At 59.6% G+C, this 18,190-nt stretch carries 15 protein-coding genes; 5 read left to right on the forward strand and 10 right to left on the reverse strand.

Translation table 11 applies throughout. From position 1 onward, the window contains the following. Positions 1 to 146: 146 nt before the first annotated feature. Positions 147 to 2,300, reverse strand: coding sequence for a glycogen debranching protein GlgX (gene glgX / locus METAL_RS02480; RefSeq protein ID WP_005369314.1), 2,154 nt, complete (start codon positions 2,298 to 2,300; stop codon positions 147 to 149). Between the two features lie 402 nt (positions 2,301 to 2,702). Between glgX and METAL_RS02485 the strand changes: the two genes are divergently transcribed. After that, positions 2,703 to 4,283, forward strand: coding sequence for a peptide chain release factor 3 (locus METAL_RS02485; RefSeq protein WP_005369319.1), 1,581 nt, complete (start codon positions 2,703 to 2,705; stop codon positions 4,281 to 4,283). 335 nt (positions 4,284 to 4,618) lie between these two features. Here the strand turns inward: METAL_RS02485 and METAL_RS02490 are convergent, their stop codons facing one another. After that, positions 4,619 to 5,113, reverse strand: a complete 495-nt coding sequence (locus METAL_RS02490) for a dihydrofolate reductase (RefSeq protein WP_005369321.1) — start codon at positions 5,111 to 5,113, stop codon at positions 4,619 to 4,621. Positions 5,114 to 5,173: 60 nt separating this feature from the next. Between METAL_RS02490 and METAL_RS02495 the strand changes: the two genes are divergently transcribed. The 4 genes from METAL_RS02495 (at position 5,174) to yidD (ending at position 9,999) form a co-directional block, all read left to right on the forward strand. After that, entirely contained in the window at positions 5,174 to 6,196 is a 1,023-nt protein-coding gene (locus tag METAL_RS02495) for an asparaginase domain-containing protein (RefSeq protein ID WP_005369323.1), read from the forward strand. 86 nt (positions 6,197 to 6,282) lie between these two features. Next, positions 6,283 to 6,600, forward strand: a complete 318-nt coding sequence (locus METAL_RS02500) for a GIY-YIG nuclease family protein (protein WP_005369325.1) — start codon at positions 6,283 to 6,285, stop codon at positions 6,598 to 6,600. A gap of 219 nt (positions 6,601 to 6,819) precedes the next feature. Then, on the forward strand, positions 6,820 to 9,396 hold the full coding sequence (gene clpB / locus METAL_RS02505; protein ID WP_005369326.1) for an ATP-dependent chaperone ClpB: 2,577 nt from the start codon (positions 6,820 to 6,822) through the stop codon (positions 9,394 to 9,396). A 228-nt stretch (positions 9,397 to 9,624) separates the two neighbouring features. Then, positions 9,625 to 9,999: a membrane protein insertion efficiency factor YidD gene (yidD, locus tag METAL_RS02510; protein ID WP_005369329.1), complete on the forward strand. Its 375-nt coding sequence runs from the start codon at positions 9,625 to 9,627 to the stop codon at positions 9,997 to 9,999. Between the two features lie 41 nt (positions 10,000 to 10,040). Here yidD and METAL_RS02515 read toward each other — a convergent pair whose 3' ends face one another. The 8 genes from METAL_RS02515 to METAL_RS02550 form a co-directional block, all read right to left on the reverse strand. After that, on the reverse strand, positions 10,041 to 10,607 hold the full coding sequence (locus METAL_RS02515; RefSeq protein WP_005369331.1) for a YbhB/YbcL family Raf kinase inhibitor-like protein: 567 nt from the start codon (positions 10,605 to 10,607) through the stop codon (positions 10,041 to 10,043). A 221-nt stretch (positions 10,608 to 10,828) separates the two neighbouring features. Further along, complete coding sequence (locus tag METAL_RS02520) at positions 10,829 to 10,993, reverse strand: TraR/DksA C4-type zinc finger protein (protein ID WP_245549449.1); 165 nt, start codon at positions 10,991 to 10,993, stop codon at positions 10,829 to 10,831. Between the two features lie 363 nt (positions 10,994 to 11,356). Continuing rightward, the gene (locus METAL_RS02525) at positions 11,357 to 11,731 is read right to left on the reverse strand and encodes a hypothetical protein (RefSeq protein WP_005369335.1); all 375 of its coding nucleotides are present in this window, start codon (positions 11,729 to 11,731) and stop codon (positions 11,357 to 11,359) included. Further along, the gene (gene ctaD / locus METAL_RS02530; protein ID WP_005369337.1) at positions 11,728 to 14,271 is read right to left on the reverse strand and encodes a cytochrome c oxidase subunit I; all 2,544 of its coding nucleotides are present in this window, start codon (positions 14,269 to 14,271) and stop codon (positions 11,728 to 11,730) included. Before ctaD ends, METAL_RS02525 begins: the two co-directional genes overlap by 4 nt. Further along, positions 14,261 to 15,334 (reverse strand): sodium:calcium antiporter, encoded by a 1,074-nt coding sequence (locus METAL_RS02535; protein ID WP_005369339.1) that lies wholly within the window; start codon positions 15,332 to 15,334, stop codon positions 14,261 to 14,263. The genes ctaD and METAL_RS02535 overlap by 11 nt, the downstream gene beginning before the upstream one ends. Before the next feature lie 4 nt (positions 15,335 to 15,338). Next, positions 15,339 to 16,334, reverse strand: a complete 996-nt coding sequence (coxB, locus tag METAL_RS02540; RefSeq protein ID WP_005369341.1) for a cytochrome c oxidase subunit II — start codon at positions 16,332 to 16,334, stop codon at positions 15,339 to 15,341. Then, positions 16,331 to 17,491, reverse strand: a complete 1,161-nt coding sequence (locus tag METAL_RS02545; protein WP_005369343.1) for a c-type cytochrome — start codon at positions 17,489 to 17,491, stop codon at positions 16,331 to 16,333. The genes coxB and METAL_RS02545 overlap by 4 nt, the downstream gene beginning before the upstream one ends. Then, on the reverse strand, positions 17,488 to 18,141 hold the full coding sequence (locus tag METAL_RS02550; RefSeq protein WP_005369345.1) for a cytochrome c oxidase assembly protein: 654 nt from the start codon (positions 18,139 to 18,141) through the stop codon (positions 17,488 to 17,490). Before METAL_RS02550 ends, METAL_RS02545 begins: the two co-directional genes overlap by 4 nt. Between the last annotated feature and the right edge of the window lie 49 nt (positions 18,142 to 18,190).

An 18,190-nucleotide genomic window follows, 5' to 3' on the forward strand; every position in this document is an offset into this window, starting at 1 on the left:
GTTCCGGACAGCCGATCTTGGCGGAGGGTCGAGATTTACCGGGCGACCGGAGATTCAGGTACCGTCAGCTCTTGTAGGGCGGATTCGCCGTTAGGCAATCCGCCTCGCTTTGAAGGGGATTGGCGTTTTGCTGTCGCGAAAACGCCCTACGGCTCTGCCGGATCATCCTTCGACCCTATCTTGATCAGTAACGCCAACGAACGTCCCTGCAAAACGAAATTCTCGCCGGCGAGGCATTTCCATTCCAGCGCATCCGGTTGCGCGGTGTTCACAGCGGTATACCAACAAGCGTCCGTCTCGTCTTCCGGAAGACGAAACGGAATTTCGCCGTCGTAGCTGTTCAGCAGCAGCAGAAGATCGTTATCCGGAATGGGTTGACCCTGTTCGTCCCGTTCGGCGATCGCCTGGCCTGACAGATAAACCCCCAGGCAGCGCACGTAGGTCTGATTCCATTCGTTGCCGTTCATTTCCTGGCCGTTCGGATTCAGCCAGAGAATGTCCTTGTCGTCCGCGCCGGAGATCGGACGCCCCTGAAAGAAATTGCGCCGGCGGAAAACCGGATGCTGTTTGCGCAAATGGATCAATTTCCGGGCGAAATCGCTCAGCTCCCGGTCTTCCGGACGTAAATCCCAGTCAAGCCAGCTAAGCGCATTATCCTGGCAGTAGGCATTATTGTTGCCCTGCTGGGTGCGGCCCATCTCGTCTCCGGCCAGCAGCATCGGAACGCCCTGGGAAAGAAACAGGGTGCTTAGAAGATTACGCTTTTGTTTGGCGCGCAAACTGCGCACGCCGGGATCGTGGGTCGGGCCTTCGACGCCGCAATTCCAGGATTTATTGTTGTCGGTGCCGTCGCGGTTATCGTCGAGATTCGCTTCGTTATGCTTGCCGTCGTAGCTGACCAGGTCGTGCAGCGTGAAGCCGTCGTGCGCGGTCAGATAATTGATGCTGGAATAAGGCTTGCGGCCGCTGTGGCCGTAAAGATCGCTCGAACCCGTCAGACGGTAGGCCAGATTGTCGATCAGCCCTTCTTCGCCTTTCCAGTAGGCGCGTACCCCGTCCCGGTATTTATCGTTCCATTCGGCCCAACCGGCCGGAAAATTGCCGACCTGGTAGCCGCCTTCGGCCAAGTCCCAGGGCTCGGCGATCAGCTTGACTTGCGAAAGTACCGGGTCCTGGTGAATGATGTCGAAGAATGGGCTGCGGCGGTCCACGTCGTTCGTTTCGCGGGCGAGCGTGGAAGCCAGGTCGAAGCGGAAGCCGTCCACATGCATTTCGGTCACCCAATGGCGCAGGCTGTCCATGACCATTTGCAGCACGCGCGGATGCCCCATGTTGAGCGTATTGCCGCAGCCCGTGTAATCCTTGTAATAACGCGCGCCGTGGTCGCCGGTCAAACGGTAATACGCGGCGTTGTCGATGCCCCGGAACGCCAGGGTCGGCCCCAGCTGGTTGCCTTCGGCGGTATGGTTGTAGACCACGTCCAGAATGACCTCGATATCGTTGCGGTGCAGGGTCTTGACCAGGCTTTTGAATTCGTTGACCGGATCGACATAGCCGTAGCGGCTTTCCGGAGCAAAATAGCCGATCGAACTGTAGCCCCAGTAATTGCGCAGACCCTTGTCCACCAGATGACGTTCGTCGATGAAGGCATGGACGGGCATCAGCTCCACGGCCGTCACGCCGAGTTTTTTCAGATGGTTTATCACGGGTTCGGCGGCAAGCCCGGCATAAGTCCCGCGTAAAGCGGAGGGAATCAGCGGATGGAGCTTGGTGAAGCCTTTGACGTGCAGCTCGTAAATGATCGTATCCTGCCAGGGAATCTGCGGCGGCTGATCGTATCCCCAACTGAAGGCCGGATCGATGACCCGGCATCTCGGCATATGCGAAGCGCTGTCCCGCCGGTCGAACGACAAATCTTCTTTTTTATGGCCGATCCTGTAGCCGAACAGGGTATCGCTCCAGTGCAGCGGTCCGACGATCGCCCTGGCATAAGGATCGAGAAGCAGTTTATAGTGGTTGAAACGGGCACCTTCCAAGGGGGCGTATTTTCCGTAAACGCGGTAACCGTACAACAGGCCGGGACGGGCCTCTGGAAGGTAGCAATGCCAGATCTGGCCGGTCTGTTCCGGCATCGGGATGCGCTGGAATTCGCGGCGCCCTTTGGGCTCGAACAGGCACAGTTCGACTTTTTCGGCGTGTTCGGAAAACAGGGCGAAATTGACGCCTTTGCCGTCCCAGGTGGCGCCCAAAGGATAAGGCTTGCCGAGCCATACGGTTGAAGTCCTGTTCCTGTCGATCATGGAGACAATCTCCTTCTATAAAATGCCTTGTTCTTTCGCTTCCGTTCGCCGCCCGGCATAGTCTGGTCGTTCTTCTGAGCGGGCGAGGGCGAATACTCGCTTTTTTCGGCGTGGCGGTCAATCTTCCTCCATTCAAACCGGAGGCCGGATTTGGAACAAGCCACTCCAAAATTAATTGCTCGGGAAAGCGCCGTCTGTACGGTAGCATACGGAATCGCCAGCAGCGGCCCTGCGGGCCGGGTATTTTGATTCGATTTTATCCGAATGCCCGCCCCTATCCTGAAGCGGGGCCGGTTTTCGCTTTTTCAGTCCATGTCGAGCAAAGGCATCATCCGGTGATGGCTATTATCTCTTGTCGATAAGTTTCCGTTATAATACGCGGTTTTGCAGTCAGTCCAGAGTATGTCCGAAGTCCTCTCAGAACTTAAACGCCGGCGCACCTTCGCGATTATTTCGCACCCGGACGCGGGTAAGACCACGATCACCGAAAAGCTGCTCCTGTTTGGCGGCGCGATTCAGCTGGCGGGATCGGTGAAAGGGCGCAAGGCCGCCCGGCATGCGACTTCCGACTGGATGGAAATGGAAAAGGAGCGGGGGATTTCGGTCACGACCTCGGTGATGCAGTTCGAACACAAGAACGCGATCATCAACCTGCTCGATACGCCCGGTCACGAGGATTTCTCGGAGGACACCTACCGGACGCTGACCGCGGTCGACTCGGCGCTGATGGTGATCGACTCCGCGAAAGGCGTCGAGGAACGGACGATCAACCTGATGGAGGTCTGCCGCCTGCGCACGACGCCGATCCTGACCTTCATCAACAAGCTGGACCGTGAAGGGCGCGAGCCGATCGAACTGCTGGACGAAGTCGAGCATGTGTTGAAGATCCAATGCGCGCCGATGACCTGGCCGATCGGCATGGGCAAGCGTTTCAAGGGCGTCTATCACCTCTACAAGGACGAGATTCACCTGTTCAGCCCGCAGCACGGCGGCCGGATCGCCGAAGCCGAGGTAATCAAGGGGCTGGGCAATCCGAAGCTGGACGAACTGCTCGGCGACCAGGCCGAGGAACTCAGGGTCGACATCGACCTGGTCAAAGGCGCGAGCCACGAATTCAGCCTGGACGCCTACCTGGCCGGCGCGCAGACGCCCATCTTCTTCGGTTCCGCGATCAACAATTTCGGGATTCTCGAACTGCTCGACGCGTTTGCCGAATTCGCGCCGCCGCCCCTGCCGCGACGGGCCGAGCAGCGCGCCGTGCATCCGGAAGAGGAAAAATTCACCGGCTTCGTGTTCAAAATCCAGGCGAACATGGACCCCGCGCACCGCGACCGGGTCGCGTTCATGCGCATCTGCTCGGGCAAGTTCGACAAGGGCATGAAGCTGCATCACGTGCGGATCGGCAAGTCCATCCAGGTCGCCAACGCGATCACCTTTCAGGCGGACACCCGCAAGGCGGTCGAGGAGGCTTATCCGGGCGACATCATCGGCCTGCACAACCACGGCACGATCCAGGTCGGCGACACCTTTACGATGGGTGAAACACTGAAGTTCGGCGGCATTCCGTATTTTGCGCCGGAGCTGTTCCGCCGGGTCGTGTTGAAAGATCCCCTCCGCGCGAAAGCGCTGCAGAAGGGCTTGGTCCAACTGACCGAGGAAGGCGCGACCCAGCTGTTCCGGCCGCTGAAGAACAACAATCTGATTCTCGGGGCGGTCGGGGTGCTGCAGTTCGACGTGACCGCGCACCGGCTCAAGAACGAATACAACGTCGAATGCGTTTACGATGCGGTGAATGTGTCGACCGTGCGCTGGGTGTCTTCGGACAAGCCGGCCAAACTGGAAGAGTTCAAAAAGAAGGTGTTCGACAACCTGGCCGAAGACGGCGGCGGGTTCCTGGTGTATCTCGCGACCAGCCGGGTCAATCTCCAATTGACCGAGGAACGCTGGCCGGACATCAAGTTCAGTGCGACGCGGGAGTTGTAGGCAGCGTGATTATTGTAGGGTACGCTGTGCGTACCTTTTCGGGAGCAGGGTTTCCGGATCTTAACAGTATCTACGGTCTTATTCGTATTATTTTCAAAGAGTTTTAACAAAAAACCATAAGGTACGCACAGCGTACCCTATGGAATAAATTGGCGCAGTACCTTTTGGGGAATGAAGCTGTAGGGCGTTTTCGCGATAGCAAAACGCCAATAGCCTTCAAAGCGCGGCGGATTGCCTGGCGGCGAATCCGCCCTACAAGGGCTAAACCTCCGTAAGATGCGCCGTATGTGTAGGATGTGCCGAGGAACGATGCGCTTCCCTTCGTTCCGCACATCCTACGTTTTTATTCTGTCCAGCCGCAAAAAACTGTAACGAAACCCTGCCGCCGCATCGTCCTCGACATCCTCCCGCTCCGTCTCCATCCATTCGCTCATATCCAGCTCCGGAAAAAAAGTATCGCCCGGAAATGCCTTGCCGATCTTGGTCAGATAAATCGTCTCGGCCCGCGGCAGCAGGGCTTCGTAAAGGTCCGAGCCGCCGGCCACGAAAATTTCGCCGTGATCCCGGCAGCCGGTCCGGATCGCGGTTTCCAGGTCGCGCGCGACCACGCAGCCCTCCGGCGCATAGGCCGGATTGCGGGTCAGGATGATATTGGTGCGGCCGGGCAGAGGCCGGCCGATCGATTCGAAGGTCTTGCGGCCCATCAGGATCGGCGAGCCCATCGTGATCTTTTTGAAGTGTTTCAGGTCGGCGGAGAGATGCCAGGGCATTTGGTTGTTCAGGCCGATGGCCCGGTTGCTCGCCATCGCGACGATGAGTGAGATTTTCATGCGGGGGTGGTTTAAAATCTGGGGCGATTCAGGTTTAGGACAAAACGGACATCATACACTATGAAACAGATTCTGGTTGTATTCACCGGCGGTACGATAGGGTCGGCCGCCAGCGAAGGCACGATCAAGCCGTCCGAGGCGGCGCCTTTCAAACTGCTCGGCGAGTTTCGACGCCGTTTTCCCGAGATGGCGAAGGAGATCGGCTTCGACTCGATCGAACCGATCCGGCTGCTCAGCGAAAATCTTGCCCCCGCCGCCTGGCCGATCATTATCGAGGCGATCGAAGCCAAGCAGCCGGAACGCTACGACGGCGTGATCGTGACCCACGGCACCGATACGCTGGCTTACACCGCGGCAGCGCTCGCTTTTTATTTCCGTGGGCTGAAGGTGCCGCTGCTGCTGGTATCGAGCGACCATCCGCTCGATCATCCGCAGGCGAACGGGCCGGACAATTTCCGCTGCGCGGTCGATTTTATCCTGGACGTGAAAGAGCCCGGCGTCTTCGTGCCTTACCGCAATCGAGGCCAAGCCATGCAGGTGCACCGGGGCGCGCGGCTGGCGTCGTCATTGCAGTTGAGCGGCGATTTTTTCAGCGTGCAGGGGCAAAGTTATCTGGAATATCGCGACGGCCGGTTCCTGAGCCAGAGCTTGCCGGCATTATCGGCACGAGCGGAGATGGCTGGCGTCAAAGCGCGGTTTTCGGACCGGATTCTGATAATCCGGCCTTATCCGGGGCTCGATTACACGCATTTCTCACTGAACGGCGTCGAAGCGGTCCTGCACGATCTTTACCATTCCGGCACCGCCTGCAGCACCCGTCAATGGGGCGAAAATCATTCGCTGCCGGCGTTCATCAAACGCTGCCGGCAGCAGGGCGTGAAAGTGTATCTGGCGCCGGCGCGAAAGTCGCCGGACGCGTATGAAAGTACTCGGTTTCTGCTCGATGCGGGCGCGGAGATGATCTGGAACATGTCGATTGAGGCGGCTTACGTGAAACTGGCGCTGGCGTATGGGAATTTTCAGGAGCCGCAGGACATTACGGCATTTCTGGCGGTGGATATGGCGGGGGAGTTTGTTGACTAGAGTGTGTTCCAATAGTCCGATGCTGCTTAACGAAGCCGTCATACCGGCAGGGATTGCCGGTATCCAGAACACAGGGAGGTGATAGGATGCTAATGGAAAAACAACCTTGTGTTTATATTCTTGCCAGCGGTCGTAATGGGACTCTATATGTTGGCGTAACGTCTGACCTAATTGGCCGAGTGTATCAACATCGCCAGAAGATGATTCAGGGATTCACTGCCCGCTATGGGGTTGATCAGTTGGTGTGGTATGAAACTCATGAGCAGATGGAAAGCGCTATTATGAGAGAGAAACAAATTAAGAAATGGTCGCGTGTATTTAAAAAGCGTCTGATTGAGTTAGATAACCCAGCTTGGCGAGACTTGTGGCCCGATTTAGTATCGTCTTCCGTGGCGGCTCGGTAACTGCTCCTGCGTTACTCTCGATCGCGTGTTCCCGACACGATCTACCTCGCCCTTCCTGGGCTCGTACCTCCTGCATCCATGCGGTTGTGGATCCCGGCAATCCCTGCCGGGATGACGCCCCGATAACATGGGAATTTACCCATCCGTTATTGAAAATCCTCCATTCGCTCCCCATATCCCCCGCAACTCAGAAATTCTCTCATCAAGAGGTAAACCCACATGCGAATGGATAAATTGACCGGCAAGTTTCAGGAAGCGTTGTCGGATGCCCAGAGCTTGGCTTTGGGCAAGGATCACCAGTTCATCGAGCCCGTGCACCTGATGATCGCGTTGATGGATCAGGAAGGCGGCACCGTCAAACCGCTGCTCGCCCAGATCGGCGCCAATACCGCCGGTCTGCGCGCCGAACTCGGACAAGCGCTGAACCGGTTCCCGACCGTGTCGGGCACCGGCGGCGACGTACAGATTTCGAGCGAGCTGGCGCGCCTGCTGAACCTGACCGACAAGCTTGCGCAGAAGCGCGGCGACAAGTTCATTGCCAGCGAGCTGTTTTTGCTGGCCGCGTTCGAGGAAAGAGGCCTGTTGCAGGATCTCTTGAAGAAAGCCGGGGCGAGCAGGCAGGCGGTCGAAAAAGCGATCGAGGCGATGCGCGGCGGCCAGCAGGTCGACGACCCGAACGCGGAAGATCAGCGCCAAGCGCTGAAGAAATATACGATCGACCTGACCGAACGCGCCGAAGCGGGCAAACTCGACCCCGTGATCGGCCGCGACGACGAAATCCGCCGCACGATCCAGGTGCTGCAGCGCCGCACCAAGAACAATCCGGTGTTGATCGGCGAACCCGGCGTCGGCAAGACCGCGATCGTCGAAGGGCTGGCGCAAAGGATCGTGAACGGCGAAGTGCCGGAAGGGATCAAGGGCAAGCGGGTACTGGCGCTGGACATGGCGGCGCTGATCGCGGGCGCGAAGTTCCGCGGCGAATTCGAGGAGCGCCTGAAAGCGGTGTTGAACGATCTGGCCAAGCAGGAAGGCCAGGTGATCCTGTTCATCGACGAACTGCACACGATGGTTGGCGCGGGCAAGGCCGAAGGCGCGATGGACGCGGGCAACATGCTGAAACCGGCGCTCGCGCGCGGCGAACTGCACTGCGTCGGCGCGACCACGCTGGACGAATACCGCAAATATGTCGAGAAGGATGCGGCGCTGGAACGCCGGTTCCAGAAGGTGCTAGTCGACGAGCCCTCGGTTGAGGATACGATCGCGATCCTGCGCGGGCTGAAGGAAAAATACGAGGTGCATCATGGCGTCGAAATCACCGACCCGGCGATCGTCGCGGCGGCCGGATTATCGTACCGCTATATTTCCGACCGCCAGTTACCGGACAAGGCGATCGACCTGATCGATGAGGCCGCGAGCCGGATTCGGATGGAACAGGACTCGAAGCCCGAGGAGATGGACAGGCTGGACCGCCGCCTGATTCAACTGAAGATCGAACAGGTCGCGTTGAAGAAGGAATCCGATCCGGCCTCCAAAAAGCGGCTCGAAATTCTCGAAGAAGAAATCGCCGAGGTCGAAAAGGACTATTCGGATCTGGAAGAAATCTGGAAGGCCGAAAAGGCGTCGCTGCAGGGTTCGGCCTCGATCAAGGAAAAACTCGACCATGCCAAGGTCGAGCTCGAATCGGCGCGGCGCGCGGGCGATTTGAACCGGATGGCGGAACTGCAATACGGGGTGATTCCCGAGCTCGAAAAACAGTTGGCGCAGGCAGGCACCGGCGAAGCCAAGAAGATGACCCTACTCCGGAATAAGGTGACCGAAGAGGAAATCGCCGAAGTCGTTTCCAAATGGACCGGCATCCCGGTCTCGAAGATGATGGAAGGCGAGCGCGACAAACTGCTGCGTATGGAAGAAGCCATCAGCAAGCGCGTAGTCGGCCAGGAAGAAGCCCTGAAAGCGGTCAGCAACGCGATTCGCCGCTCGCGGGCGGGGCTGTCCGACCCGAACCGTCCGAACGGCTCGTTCTTGTTCCTGGGGCCGACCGGCGTCGGCAAGACCGAGTTGTGCAAGGCGCTGGCCGAATTCCTGTTCGATACGGCCGATGCGCTGGTCCGGATCGACATGTCCGAGTTCATGGAGAAACATTCGGTTGCCCGTCTGATCGGTGCGCCGCCGGGCTATGTCGGCTACGAGGAAGGCGGCTATCTGACCGAGGCGGTGCGCCGGAAGCCGTATTCGGTGATCCTGATGGACGAGGTCGAAAAGGCGCATCCGGACGTATTCAACGTCTTGCTGCAGGTGCTGGACGACGGACGCCTGACCGATGGGCAGGGGCGCACGGTCGACTTCCGAAACACGGTGGTCGTGATGACTTCGAACCTCGGTTCGAGCCGGATTCAGGAACTGGCCGGCGAAGCGAATTACCAGGAAATGAAGAACGAAGTGATGGAAATCGTCGGAATGCATTTCAGGCCCGAGTTCATCAACCGGATCGATGAAGTGGTGGTGTTCCATCCGCTCGAACGCGAACAGATCCGGGCGATTGCCAAGATTCAGATCGCCAATCTGCAGAAACGGCTGGCGGACCGCGAAATCGGCTTCGAGATCAGCGAGGCCGCGCTCGACCGGCTGGGCGAGGCCGGCTTCGATCCGGTCTACGGTGCGCGGCCGTTGAAGCGGGCGATCCAGCATCAGCTTGAAAATCCGCTCGCGCAGGAAATCCTGGCCGGCCGGTTCGCGTCGGGGGGTACGGTCAAGGTCGAGCTGGAAGAAGGACTGCTGCGGTTTGTGAAAGGCTGACGGACTAACCCCTATAACCGTAGGATGTGCCGACGCAGGGGCGCATCGTTTGTGCTTGATGCTCAAAAGGCAATTTGATGCGCTTCACTTCGTTCAGCACATCCTACGGCTCTTGTAGGGCGGATTCGCCTCCAGGCAATCCGCCTCCACTTTGAAGCCTGTCGGCGTTTTGCTATCGCGAAAACGCCCTACAGCTCTATCGCTATCCTTCTCCAAAAGCCTACGCCCGTGAGACACCTTGTCGTCCTGCTGATCGTTTTCTACCAGAAATTCATCTCGCCCTACAAGGGCTTCCGCTGTGCTTATGCGGTGCTGCACGGCGGCGATTCCTGTTCCGAAGCGGTCAAAAAAATCGTGCGCGACAAAGGCCCTTTCGGCGGTTATCGGGATATCCGCGCCCGTTTTCAGGCATGCAAGGAGGCCAACGAAACCCTGATCGGAAGCGGACAACGCCGGCGCGGCCGGAACGATTGCGACGAGTGTCCGGATTGCGACTGCGATTGTTCCGAGGCCTGCCGCTTCAAAAAAGCCGATGCCTGCGAACAATCGCGCTGCGACTTGCCGGATCTGTCTTGCGACGCGCCTTGCGATTGCTCGTTTTGATAAGCCAAAAGAACAATCAAGCGATTGGATGCGCCGGTGATTTAGTGCTTATAAGTTCCGACCAATTCCGCATGGTCGAGAATATGCCCGTCCATTGCCTTCATCAGCGCGGCTTTGTCCGGTTCATCCAGGTCGGGCAGCGCCGTGTCCAGCGCATATAGCTTGAAGAAATAGCGGTGTGTTCCGAAAGTCGGGCAAGGACCTTTGTAGCCGGTCTTCTTCCAGTCGTTCTTGCCCTGCAGGGTGCCTTGGGGCAGGTTTTCCGGGCCGATGTTCGGGAACAATTTGGAAGCTGAGGTCGGGATGTTGTACAGCACCCAATGGACCCAGGTCATCACCGGCGTGATGGGCGTTGGCGCATCCGGGTCGTCGACGATCAAGGCGAGGCTTTTAGCGTCCGCCGGAGTATTGGACCAGGCCAGTTCGGGCGAGACGTCCGAGCCGTCGCAGGTAAACTGTTTCGGAATTGAGCCCTGATGAGAAAAGGCGGAGGATGTGAGCGTCATTTGAACTTTGGCGCCCGGTTCCTCCGCCGAAAAGGCGCTTGCGGAATAAGCGCAAGCCATTATGACGGCCATGGGAATAAAGGATGGATTCAGCGTTTTCATTGTTGCCTCCTTGGATTCGGATCAGTTGCCAATAAGCGAAGAAATGCAGGCGCTCGCCGCCCAAAATAACGGGTTTGAATTTCCCGCGACGTAACTTCATCTTGGAGCGAGTCCGACGCTCAAATGCTCCGGCATTCTCATAAAGGAAACGTCGGATAAGCTTTTTACCTGGATCGACAAAACTCGCTTTGTCGATCAGCCAAAATCCTGCCGTGCGGAAACTATCGCGACTGTTTTTCCAGTTCGCTCTGGCAAGCCAGGCAATATTTGCAGGGAATCGCCTGGCGCCGGCTTTCCGGTATCGGCTCGCCGCATTCTTCGCAATGCGTGGCCGATTCGCCCGCATACATCGATTTGCGCTGTTCCTCGATAAAAAGATTGGTCATTTGCTCCATGCGTTCAAGTATGGCGTCTGTTCCGCCTGCCCATGCTGTTGACATTGTCGGTCTACTCTAAAAAACTGAAACGGGGATTCCGGAATGGGTAAATGTTTGAATGTTGAGTCAGGTAAAAGTTTCGCTTCCGCAAAAAACGGCTCTGTTCGTGATGGCGCCGGCAACATGGGCCAAAAGGCACAATTGAGACGGACCTTCCCGATAATTTTTATAGGGAACGAATCCTGAATTTTATCAATAACGGACGATTTTAACTAACGGCCGGTTGCCTCCGCCATTCGCCTCGTCGCGGTAAGCGTTGCCGCGGGTCCGGCCCCGCGGCCGTTTATTGGGCGAAAAACGCTGCTCCGCGCGTCACGACAGCGGCGCGCAGGCCGGCACCAGCAAGGCGGCGCTGCCGGCCCATAACACGCCGAAAAAGGACAGCAGGGCAAGCAGCCGCATCACGCCGGCAAGAAAAGACAAGGATTTTTCCGGCCGTTTCATGCGCAGCACCGCATCGGGTTTCGCGATCGGCAACAGCAATATCAGCAGCGCCGCCACGGTCGCGGCAATGACCGCCGTCTGCGCCGCATGAGCGGCGCGGCCGCCGCCGAGGATATCGCAGAAGAGCGATTGGATCGCATACACCGCGGCGAAATGCAGTCCCCAAACGAAGGAAGGGCCGACCAAGGCGATCGCCACGGTACCGACCGATTTTTCGGAAACAGGCGGTTTCGATGCCGTCATAAAAGCCATCTCGGAAAGCCGTGAACCAGCAGCAGGCCGATCAGGCCTTGCGCCGCCGCGTAATAAACCAGCAGATTGGTGTTTTCCAGCGTGGCCGATCGCACCCGGTCGAGCTTGCCGGTGAAGTGGCGCGCGATCACGAACAGCGACATGATCAACACCGCAAACACGAGCTGGCCGGTCAATACGCCATCCATATAGACCAGTGCGGCGTAGCTCGATGCGCTGGGGCGGAGTCCGGCCTGCCAGTGGCAGACGATCGCCACGCCTACCGCGAAGGCCGTCGAGAGCGCGCCCGAGCCGATCAGCAGCGGTGTCCAAAAAGGCTTGCGGCCCGGCGCCGCCAGCGTCTTTTGGGCGAGCGCGAACAATGCCGCGCCGGCAATGAACAACGACGCGCTCAACGCCGGCCACTCTAAATCGGGCAGGCTTTGCGCGCTGGCGGGCCAAACCCTGGGCGAAACGGTCCAGAGATAGAAATAGGAAAACAAATAAGCCAGATAGAGCGAGCCGGCGACCCCCATCAGAATCACCATGGCCCACCAGCCGTGGCCGGTCGGCCCGGTCACGTAAACGGGAAGCGTAATGCCGGCGCCGATCGGCACCGGCCCTTTGCCGGGCCCTTTGTCGAGCTCCCATACCCAGGCCAGGCAGCAGGCAATCGCCAACACGCCGCAAATCAGCGCCGGAACGACCACTTTAATCGTCAGCAGCAGGAAACAGGCCGCGGTAAAAACCGCCGCGAGCAAATGCCCCCAACCGTTGCCGGGCATCTGGATCACATATTGCGGCCTGGCGTCGATGACCGACGTCACGATCGTTTCGCGGGCGCCGGTCGGCGCATTCGGCAAATAATGCCGGCCGGCGTCGACCTCTTCGGCCAGACCGGGCTGCATCCACAGCGGTTCGCGGCTGGTCACGTGCGGAATCGAGCGCGTCGAATAAAGATCGGTCGGCAGCCATTCGAGGGTACCGGCCTGCCAGGGATTGGGCTCGCCGTTCTCGCCGACCCGGAAATTGCGGATCAGGTCGATAATGAACACCAGCACCCCGGCGCCGATCAGGTAAGCCCCCAGCGTGGAGACCAGATTCAAAGCCCCCCAGCCGGATGCCTCCGAATAGGTCCAGACGCGGCGGGGCATGCCCAGCAGCCCGGAAACATGCATCGGCATGAACGAAACGTTGAAGCCGATAAAGAACAGCCAGAAGCACCATTTGCCCAATCGCTCGGACAGCCTGCGCGTGCCGATCATCGGCGCCCAGTAATAAAACGTCGCGAACAGCGGGAACACCATCCCGCCGATCAGGACGTAATGCAGATGCGCGACGATGAAGTAAGTATCGTGCGCCTGCCAGTCGAACGGCACCATGGCCACCATCACCCCGGTCAGTCCGCCGACCGTGAAAATGAACAGCATGCCCAGCACGAACAGCGACGGCGTGGTCAGCCGGAACCGTTCTTTGGCCGAGGCGATGGTCGCGATCCAGGAAAAAACCTGGATGCCGGAGGGTACCGCGACCGCCATGCTCGCCGCCGAAAAGAAAGCCATGCTGAGCGCGGGAATGCCGGTGGCGAACATGTGGTGCACCCACAGTCCGAAACTGAAAAAACCGGCCGCGATCAGGGCCACCACGATCAGCCGGTAACCGACCAGCGGCGTTTGCGCCATGGTCGGTACGATCATCGAAACCAGCCCGGCCGCGGGCAGGAAGATGATGTACACTTCCGGATGGCCGAAAAACCAGAACAGGTGCTGCCACAAGAGCGGATCGCCGCCTTGCGCGGCGGTGAAAAAAGGCCAGCCGAAAGAACGTTCGATTTCTAGGAACATCGTCGCGAGGATCACGGCCGGGAATGCCAGCACGATCATGCCGGCGAACACCAGCATCGACCAGCCGAACACGGGCAATTTGTCGAGCGACATGCCGGGAGGCCGGGTCCGCAAAATCCCGACAATAATCTCGATCGCGCCGGCGATCGCGGATATTTCGATAAAACCGATGCCCAGCAGCCAGAAATCGGCGTTGTCGCCGGGCGAATATTCGGTCAGCGTCAACGGCGGATACATGAACCAGCCGCCCTTGGGCGCCAGGCCGTAAAAAACGGTCGAGAAAAACACCCCGCCGCCGATGATATAGGCCCAGACCGCGAATGCGCTCAGGCGCGGAAACGGCAGGTCCCGCGCCGCCAGCATCTGCGGCAGCAGCAGCACGCCCAAGGCCTCCATGGCCGGCACCGCGAACAGGAACATCATCGTGGTGCCGTGCACGGTGAAGATTTGATTGTAGAGGTCCTGGCTGACCAGATCGTTTTCGGGCACGGCCAGCTGCGTGCGCATCACCAGCGCCAGGACGCCGGCCAACACGAAAAACGCGAAGGCGGCGCCGAGATACAGCAGCCCTACGACGGTGTTGTTGACGGCCGTAATCCATCGCCAGCCGGGCGGGGTCGACCAGATGCGCAGCAGTTGTTCCTTCTCGCCGGCCGGCCGCGGCAGGCTGTTGGGCAACACGCCCCTTTCTTGAATGCTATCCGCCATCAGCCCCCCTCATCGAATAAAGCAAAATCATGCCGCCGCCGTAAACGGCCAGCACCGCGGCCGAGTCCCGCCCCATGCGCAAAAAAGTCCGGTCGGCCCGTTCGGCGAGCCCCATCAGGAACAATCCGGTGACGGCTAAGCCCAGCAGCGCCCCGACCGCGGAAAACTCGCCGACCCGCGACAGAACCGGATCTCCCGGCGTCAGCGCATCGATGCCGAACAGCAGCATCACGTTGATGATATTGGAACCCAGAATGTCGGAAATGGCCATCGTATAAAGGCCCCGGTACATGCTGGCGAATACCGTGCTGGCTTCCGGCAGGGCGGTCGCGAAGGACATCAGGGTCATTCCGACGAACGACGAGCCCAGCCCGCTCTGCCGCGCGATCACGTCGCCTACGGTGGCCAGCACATAGCCGGCGCACAGAATGACCAGTGCGCCAGCGGCTGTTTTGGCGATAAGCCGGGCCAGCGGATCGCGCCGTAAGGGAAATTCGCTTTCGTCCCGGCCGCTGCGGTCTTCCTTGCCCAGCGCTTCATCCTCGGGATTGTTCACGATCCAGGGATAGCGCCCTTCGGCTTCGCTGATTTTGACGAAACTGAACAGCGAAGCTCCCAACAATCCCCACGACCAGATGCCGGCGCCAAACAGCGGCACGTCGCCGACAATAACGGCCATTGTCACAAAGGCCAGCAGGCAAATCACCAGTGCGCCCTGCAGCATCACCACGGGATTGGGGATGACCGAGGTGAGCGCCCGCTCGCCGGTAAAAATGTCGGCGATGGCCAGCAACGCGACCTGGAACGCGATACCGCCGAGCATGTTATTGACGGCAAGCGTGGCATTGTTATTGAAAGCCGCGCTCAGGCTGGTGGCAATATCCGACAAAGACGTCACGCCGGCCAGCAGAAACAGCCCGAGCAGCGCCCGGCTAAGCTGAAGCCGCTCGGCCAGTTCGTCCGCATAGGCTGCGATTCGGGTACCGGCAATTCCGACCGCGCAGGCGGCCGCCGCGAACACCGCAAGATTGACGGCCAGACTGTATTCGTCGAAATTCGGCATGATGCTACTCCAGTCCTTTCAAATAAGCCGATAAATCCCGAAGTTCGCTTTCGGAAAAAAAATCGAAAGGCAGCATCAGGTTGTCCGGTTTAAGCTTTTGGTGGCGTCCGATCCATTGCGTAAAGCTGTCCGGCGTATTCGGCAAAATGCCCGCGCCGAGCGAAACCCGGCCGCCCACATGCGTCAGGTCGGGCCCGACCTTGCCGTCGGCCGAGGTGCCGCGCACGCTATGGCAGCCCCCGCAGCCGCTGGCCGAAAACAGCCTTTCGCCGGTTTTCCGGGCCGCCGGCTGCGCGTCCGCCCTTTCTTTGGCGAGCCAGGCGTCATAGTCGGCAGGCGCCATCGCGACCGCATAAAAAGCCATCAGCGCATGGGCGCCGCCGCAATATTCGGCGCACTGGCCGCGCACGACGCCGGGTTGGTCGGCAACGAAATGCAGCCTGTTGACATGGCCGGGAATCATGTCGACCTTGCCCGCATACGCCGGCAGCCAGAAGCTGTGGATCACGTCCGCCGTCGTCAGCTCGATTTCCACAGGGCGCCCGGTCGGAATGCGCACTTCGTTGGCGCTTTCGGTCGCCCGGCCGTCGCCGTGCCGGTAGATGACCCGCCACCACCACTGTTCTCCTACCACGGCGATATGTATCGGGTTTTCGGTTTGGGCCAAGCGTTCTCCTGCATTCAATATCGAAAAGCCGTAAAACAGGAGCACGCTCAAGGTCGCGACCGGGAAAACGACGCCGCCCCACATTACGCTTTTTTCGTCGGCCAGCCTGCGCCGCCATCCGGCGGGGCCGGCTATCGCCAAGGCGGTCAACCCGCACATGAAAACCGTGATCAGTGCGGCGGCGGCGAACATGATCCACGTCAGCAGGGTGATGCGCGACGATACCGGCCCGAGGCCGGCAAATGCCGATTGTTCGCCGCTGCAGCCGGCCACCGCCGTGATCAGCGCGATCGCCAAAAACAGTTTCGGCAAGCGGCGGCTTACGGCGTTCATGGCTGGGAATCCTTTTCTTTCTCCGCACCTGCCGGAAAGCCGGAAGCCTGCCACGGCCGACTCGCAAAGAACGAGGCCGCGGCCAAGACCTGCTGTTCGGTCATCCGTCTGGCAACTACGGACATCATGGCCCCATGCGGGGTTTTATCGCGGACTCCGCGCCGGAATACCTGCAATTGCTGCCTGAGGTATTGTTCGGACTGCCCGGCCAGACGCGGGTAATCCTCCCGGCCTTTCTCGGTATGGCAGGAAAGGCAGGCAGGAATCTTGCGCGCCCGGTCGCCCTGTTCCGCCAGTTGGCGCCCCCGCTCACGCTCCTCTACCGAGGCGGATTGCGAAACGGGAGAAGAGGAAGGCGTTAGGGCGGCGTAATAGGCCGACAATAGGTCGATCTGTGCGTCGTCGAGGTCGTCGGCAACCGGTTCCATAAAGCCGCTCTGCCGCGAATCGTCACGGTATTCCTGCAGCGCCCTTTTCAGGTAAGCCCGATCCTGGCCGCCCAGACGCGGGATGTAAGGGCTGGTCGGCGCCGCTTCGGTCGTGTCGTGGCAGCGGCTGCACGCGGTCAGATCGAGCCGTGGCCGCCCCGCGCCGACAAGTTCCTTGGCAGAATAATTGCGGGTTTCGCTATGGCCGCCGGCATGGCGGCGGTAATCCGCCTCCGTCATCGACGGTAACATTTCCAGGAACGCCACGACCGCCCAGATTTCATCTTCCCGCTCGTCTCCGCTCCAGGCCGGCATGCCGGTGAACTGAATGCCGTGGCGCGCAATCCAGAACAATTGCGCGCGTGTCCAATGCGCGGCATGGATCTGCAGATCGGGAGGGCGGGGCAGCATGTGCGCATAAACCGGATTGACCGCCTGTCCCGGCGCGCCGTGGCAGACAGCGCAGGTGCCTTGAAAATGCGCCGCTCCCAGCGGCATTTGCTCGGCAAACTCCAGTTCCGGGGCCTTGACGGATCGGCTGTTGAAAATCACCGACCGGTCCTTGGCCATCTTCAGAAACGCTTCGAGCCAGGGATGGTGGCCCGCGCTCGCCGCCACGTTGTAAATGCCGGAATAAGCGACCAGCAGGGCGAGCGCAACGCCGCCGGCGAAGAGCCCGAGCGCCCAAAGCAGAAGGGAACGCCAATGCGCGGCCAGCCACTCCGTCATGACCCGTTTCCCGAAGCCATGACAGGCGGCGCGGTTTCCTTTTGCGCTTCGCACAGCCCCCAAAACCAGCGGTAAATCAGCACGGTCGCGGCGAGCAGGTAGGTCAGGGGGCACGCCGTGATCATCACCAACCCCGCCAACTGCTGGTCGGCAAGATCGAGCTTCGCGGCCGAGCCGAATGCGGCTTCGTTGTAAAGCGCGCGCGGCGCCAAGGTCAGCAGGATGGCGTAAAGGCAAAACAGCTTGCCGGTCAACAGCAGGGCAGCGACTTTTCCCCATAATCGTGCGCCCGCCTGATCGAATATGGCAAGCCAGAACCAGAGAGAGGAAAAAAGCAGCATGGCGGATACGGGAACGCCGGTTTGCCCTGCCGCCAATCCGGGCGGCGCATGCCACGCGAAAAATGAAACGGCCTGCAGCACGGCCGCCGCAGGCAGCGATTTCAGGCCGGCCATCCGGAAAACCGGCATGAGGTGCGCGCCGAACGTGCCTGCCAAAAGCGGCGACACGACCGTCATCAAAACGATATGAGCGATCATGTGATGCGAAAAGGCGCCCGCGATTTCGTCATGGCCGATGACGAAAAATATCAGTGCCGCGACGGCGGCAAGTTCCGCAAACATCAAGTCGGTAACGGGCTTCGATTGCATCTTCTTTCTCCGTTATCAAGCAATGAGACTAGACAGGAGGCAGCCGTCC

The organism is Methylomicrobium album BG8 (genome assembly GCF_000214275.2).
In the GTDB taxonomy this organism is placed as follows: domain Bacteria; phylum Pseudomonadota; class Gammaproteobacteria; order Methylococcales; family Methylomonadaceae; genus Methylomicrobium; species Methylomicrobium agile.

Coding starts and splice junctions, on each gene's coding strand:
- glgX (WP_005369314.1), bottom strand. CDS start 2,300: ATGATCGACAGGAACAGGACTTCAACCGTATGGCTCGGCAAGCCTTAT.
- coxB (WP_005369341.1), bottom strand. CDS start 16,334: ATGAACGCCGTAAGCCGCCGCTTGCCGAAACTGTTTTTGGCGATCGCG.
- METAL_RS02550 (WP_005369345.1), bottom strand. CDS start 18,141: ATGCAATCGAAGCCCGTTACCGACTTGATGTTTGCGGAACTTGCCGCC.
- METAL_RS02520 (WP_245549449.1), bottom strand. CDS start 10,993: ATGACCAATCTTTTTATCGAGGAACAGCGCAAATCGATGTATGCGGGC.
- METAL_RS02525 (WP_005369335.1), bottom strand. CDS start 11,731: ATGACGGCATCGAAACCGCCTGTTTCCGAAAAATCGGTCGGTACCGTG.
- METAL_RS02515 (WP_005369331.1), bottom strand. CDS start 10,607: ATGAAAACGCTGAATCCATCCTTTATTCCCATGGCCGTCATAATGGCT.
- ctaD (WP_005369337.1), bottom strand. CDS start 14,271: ATGGCGGATAGCATTCAAGAAAGGGGCGTGTTGCCCAACAGCCTGCCG.
- clpB (WP_005369326.1), top strand. CDS start 6,820: ATGCGAATGGATAAATTGACCGGCAAGTTTCAGGAAGCGTTGTCGGAT.
- METAL_RS02535 (WP_005369339.1), bottom strand. CDS start 15,334: ATGCCGAATTTCGACGAATACAGTCTGGCCGTCAATCTTGCGGTGTTC.
- METAL_RS02490 (WP_005369321.1), bottom strand. CDS start 5,113: ATGAAAATCTCACTCATCGTCGCGATGGCGAGCAACCGGGCCATCGGC.
- METAL_RS02495 (WP_005369323.1), top strand. CDS start 5,174: ATGAAACAGATTCTGGTTGTATTCACCGGCGGTACGATAGGGTCGGCC.
- METAL_RS02485 (WP_005369319.1), top strand. CDS start 2,703: ATGTCCGAAGTCCTCTCAGAACTTAAACGCCGGCGCACCTTCGCGATT.
- METAL_RS02545 (WP_005369343.1), bottom strand. CDS start 17,491: ATGACGGAGTGGCTGGCCGCGCATTGGCGTTCCCTTCTGCTTTGGGCG.
- METAL_RS02500 (WP_005369325.1), top strand. CDS start 6,283: ATGCTAATGGAAAAACAACCTTGTGTTTATATTCTTGCCAGCGGTCGT.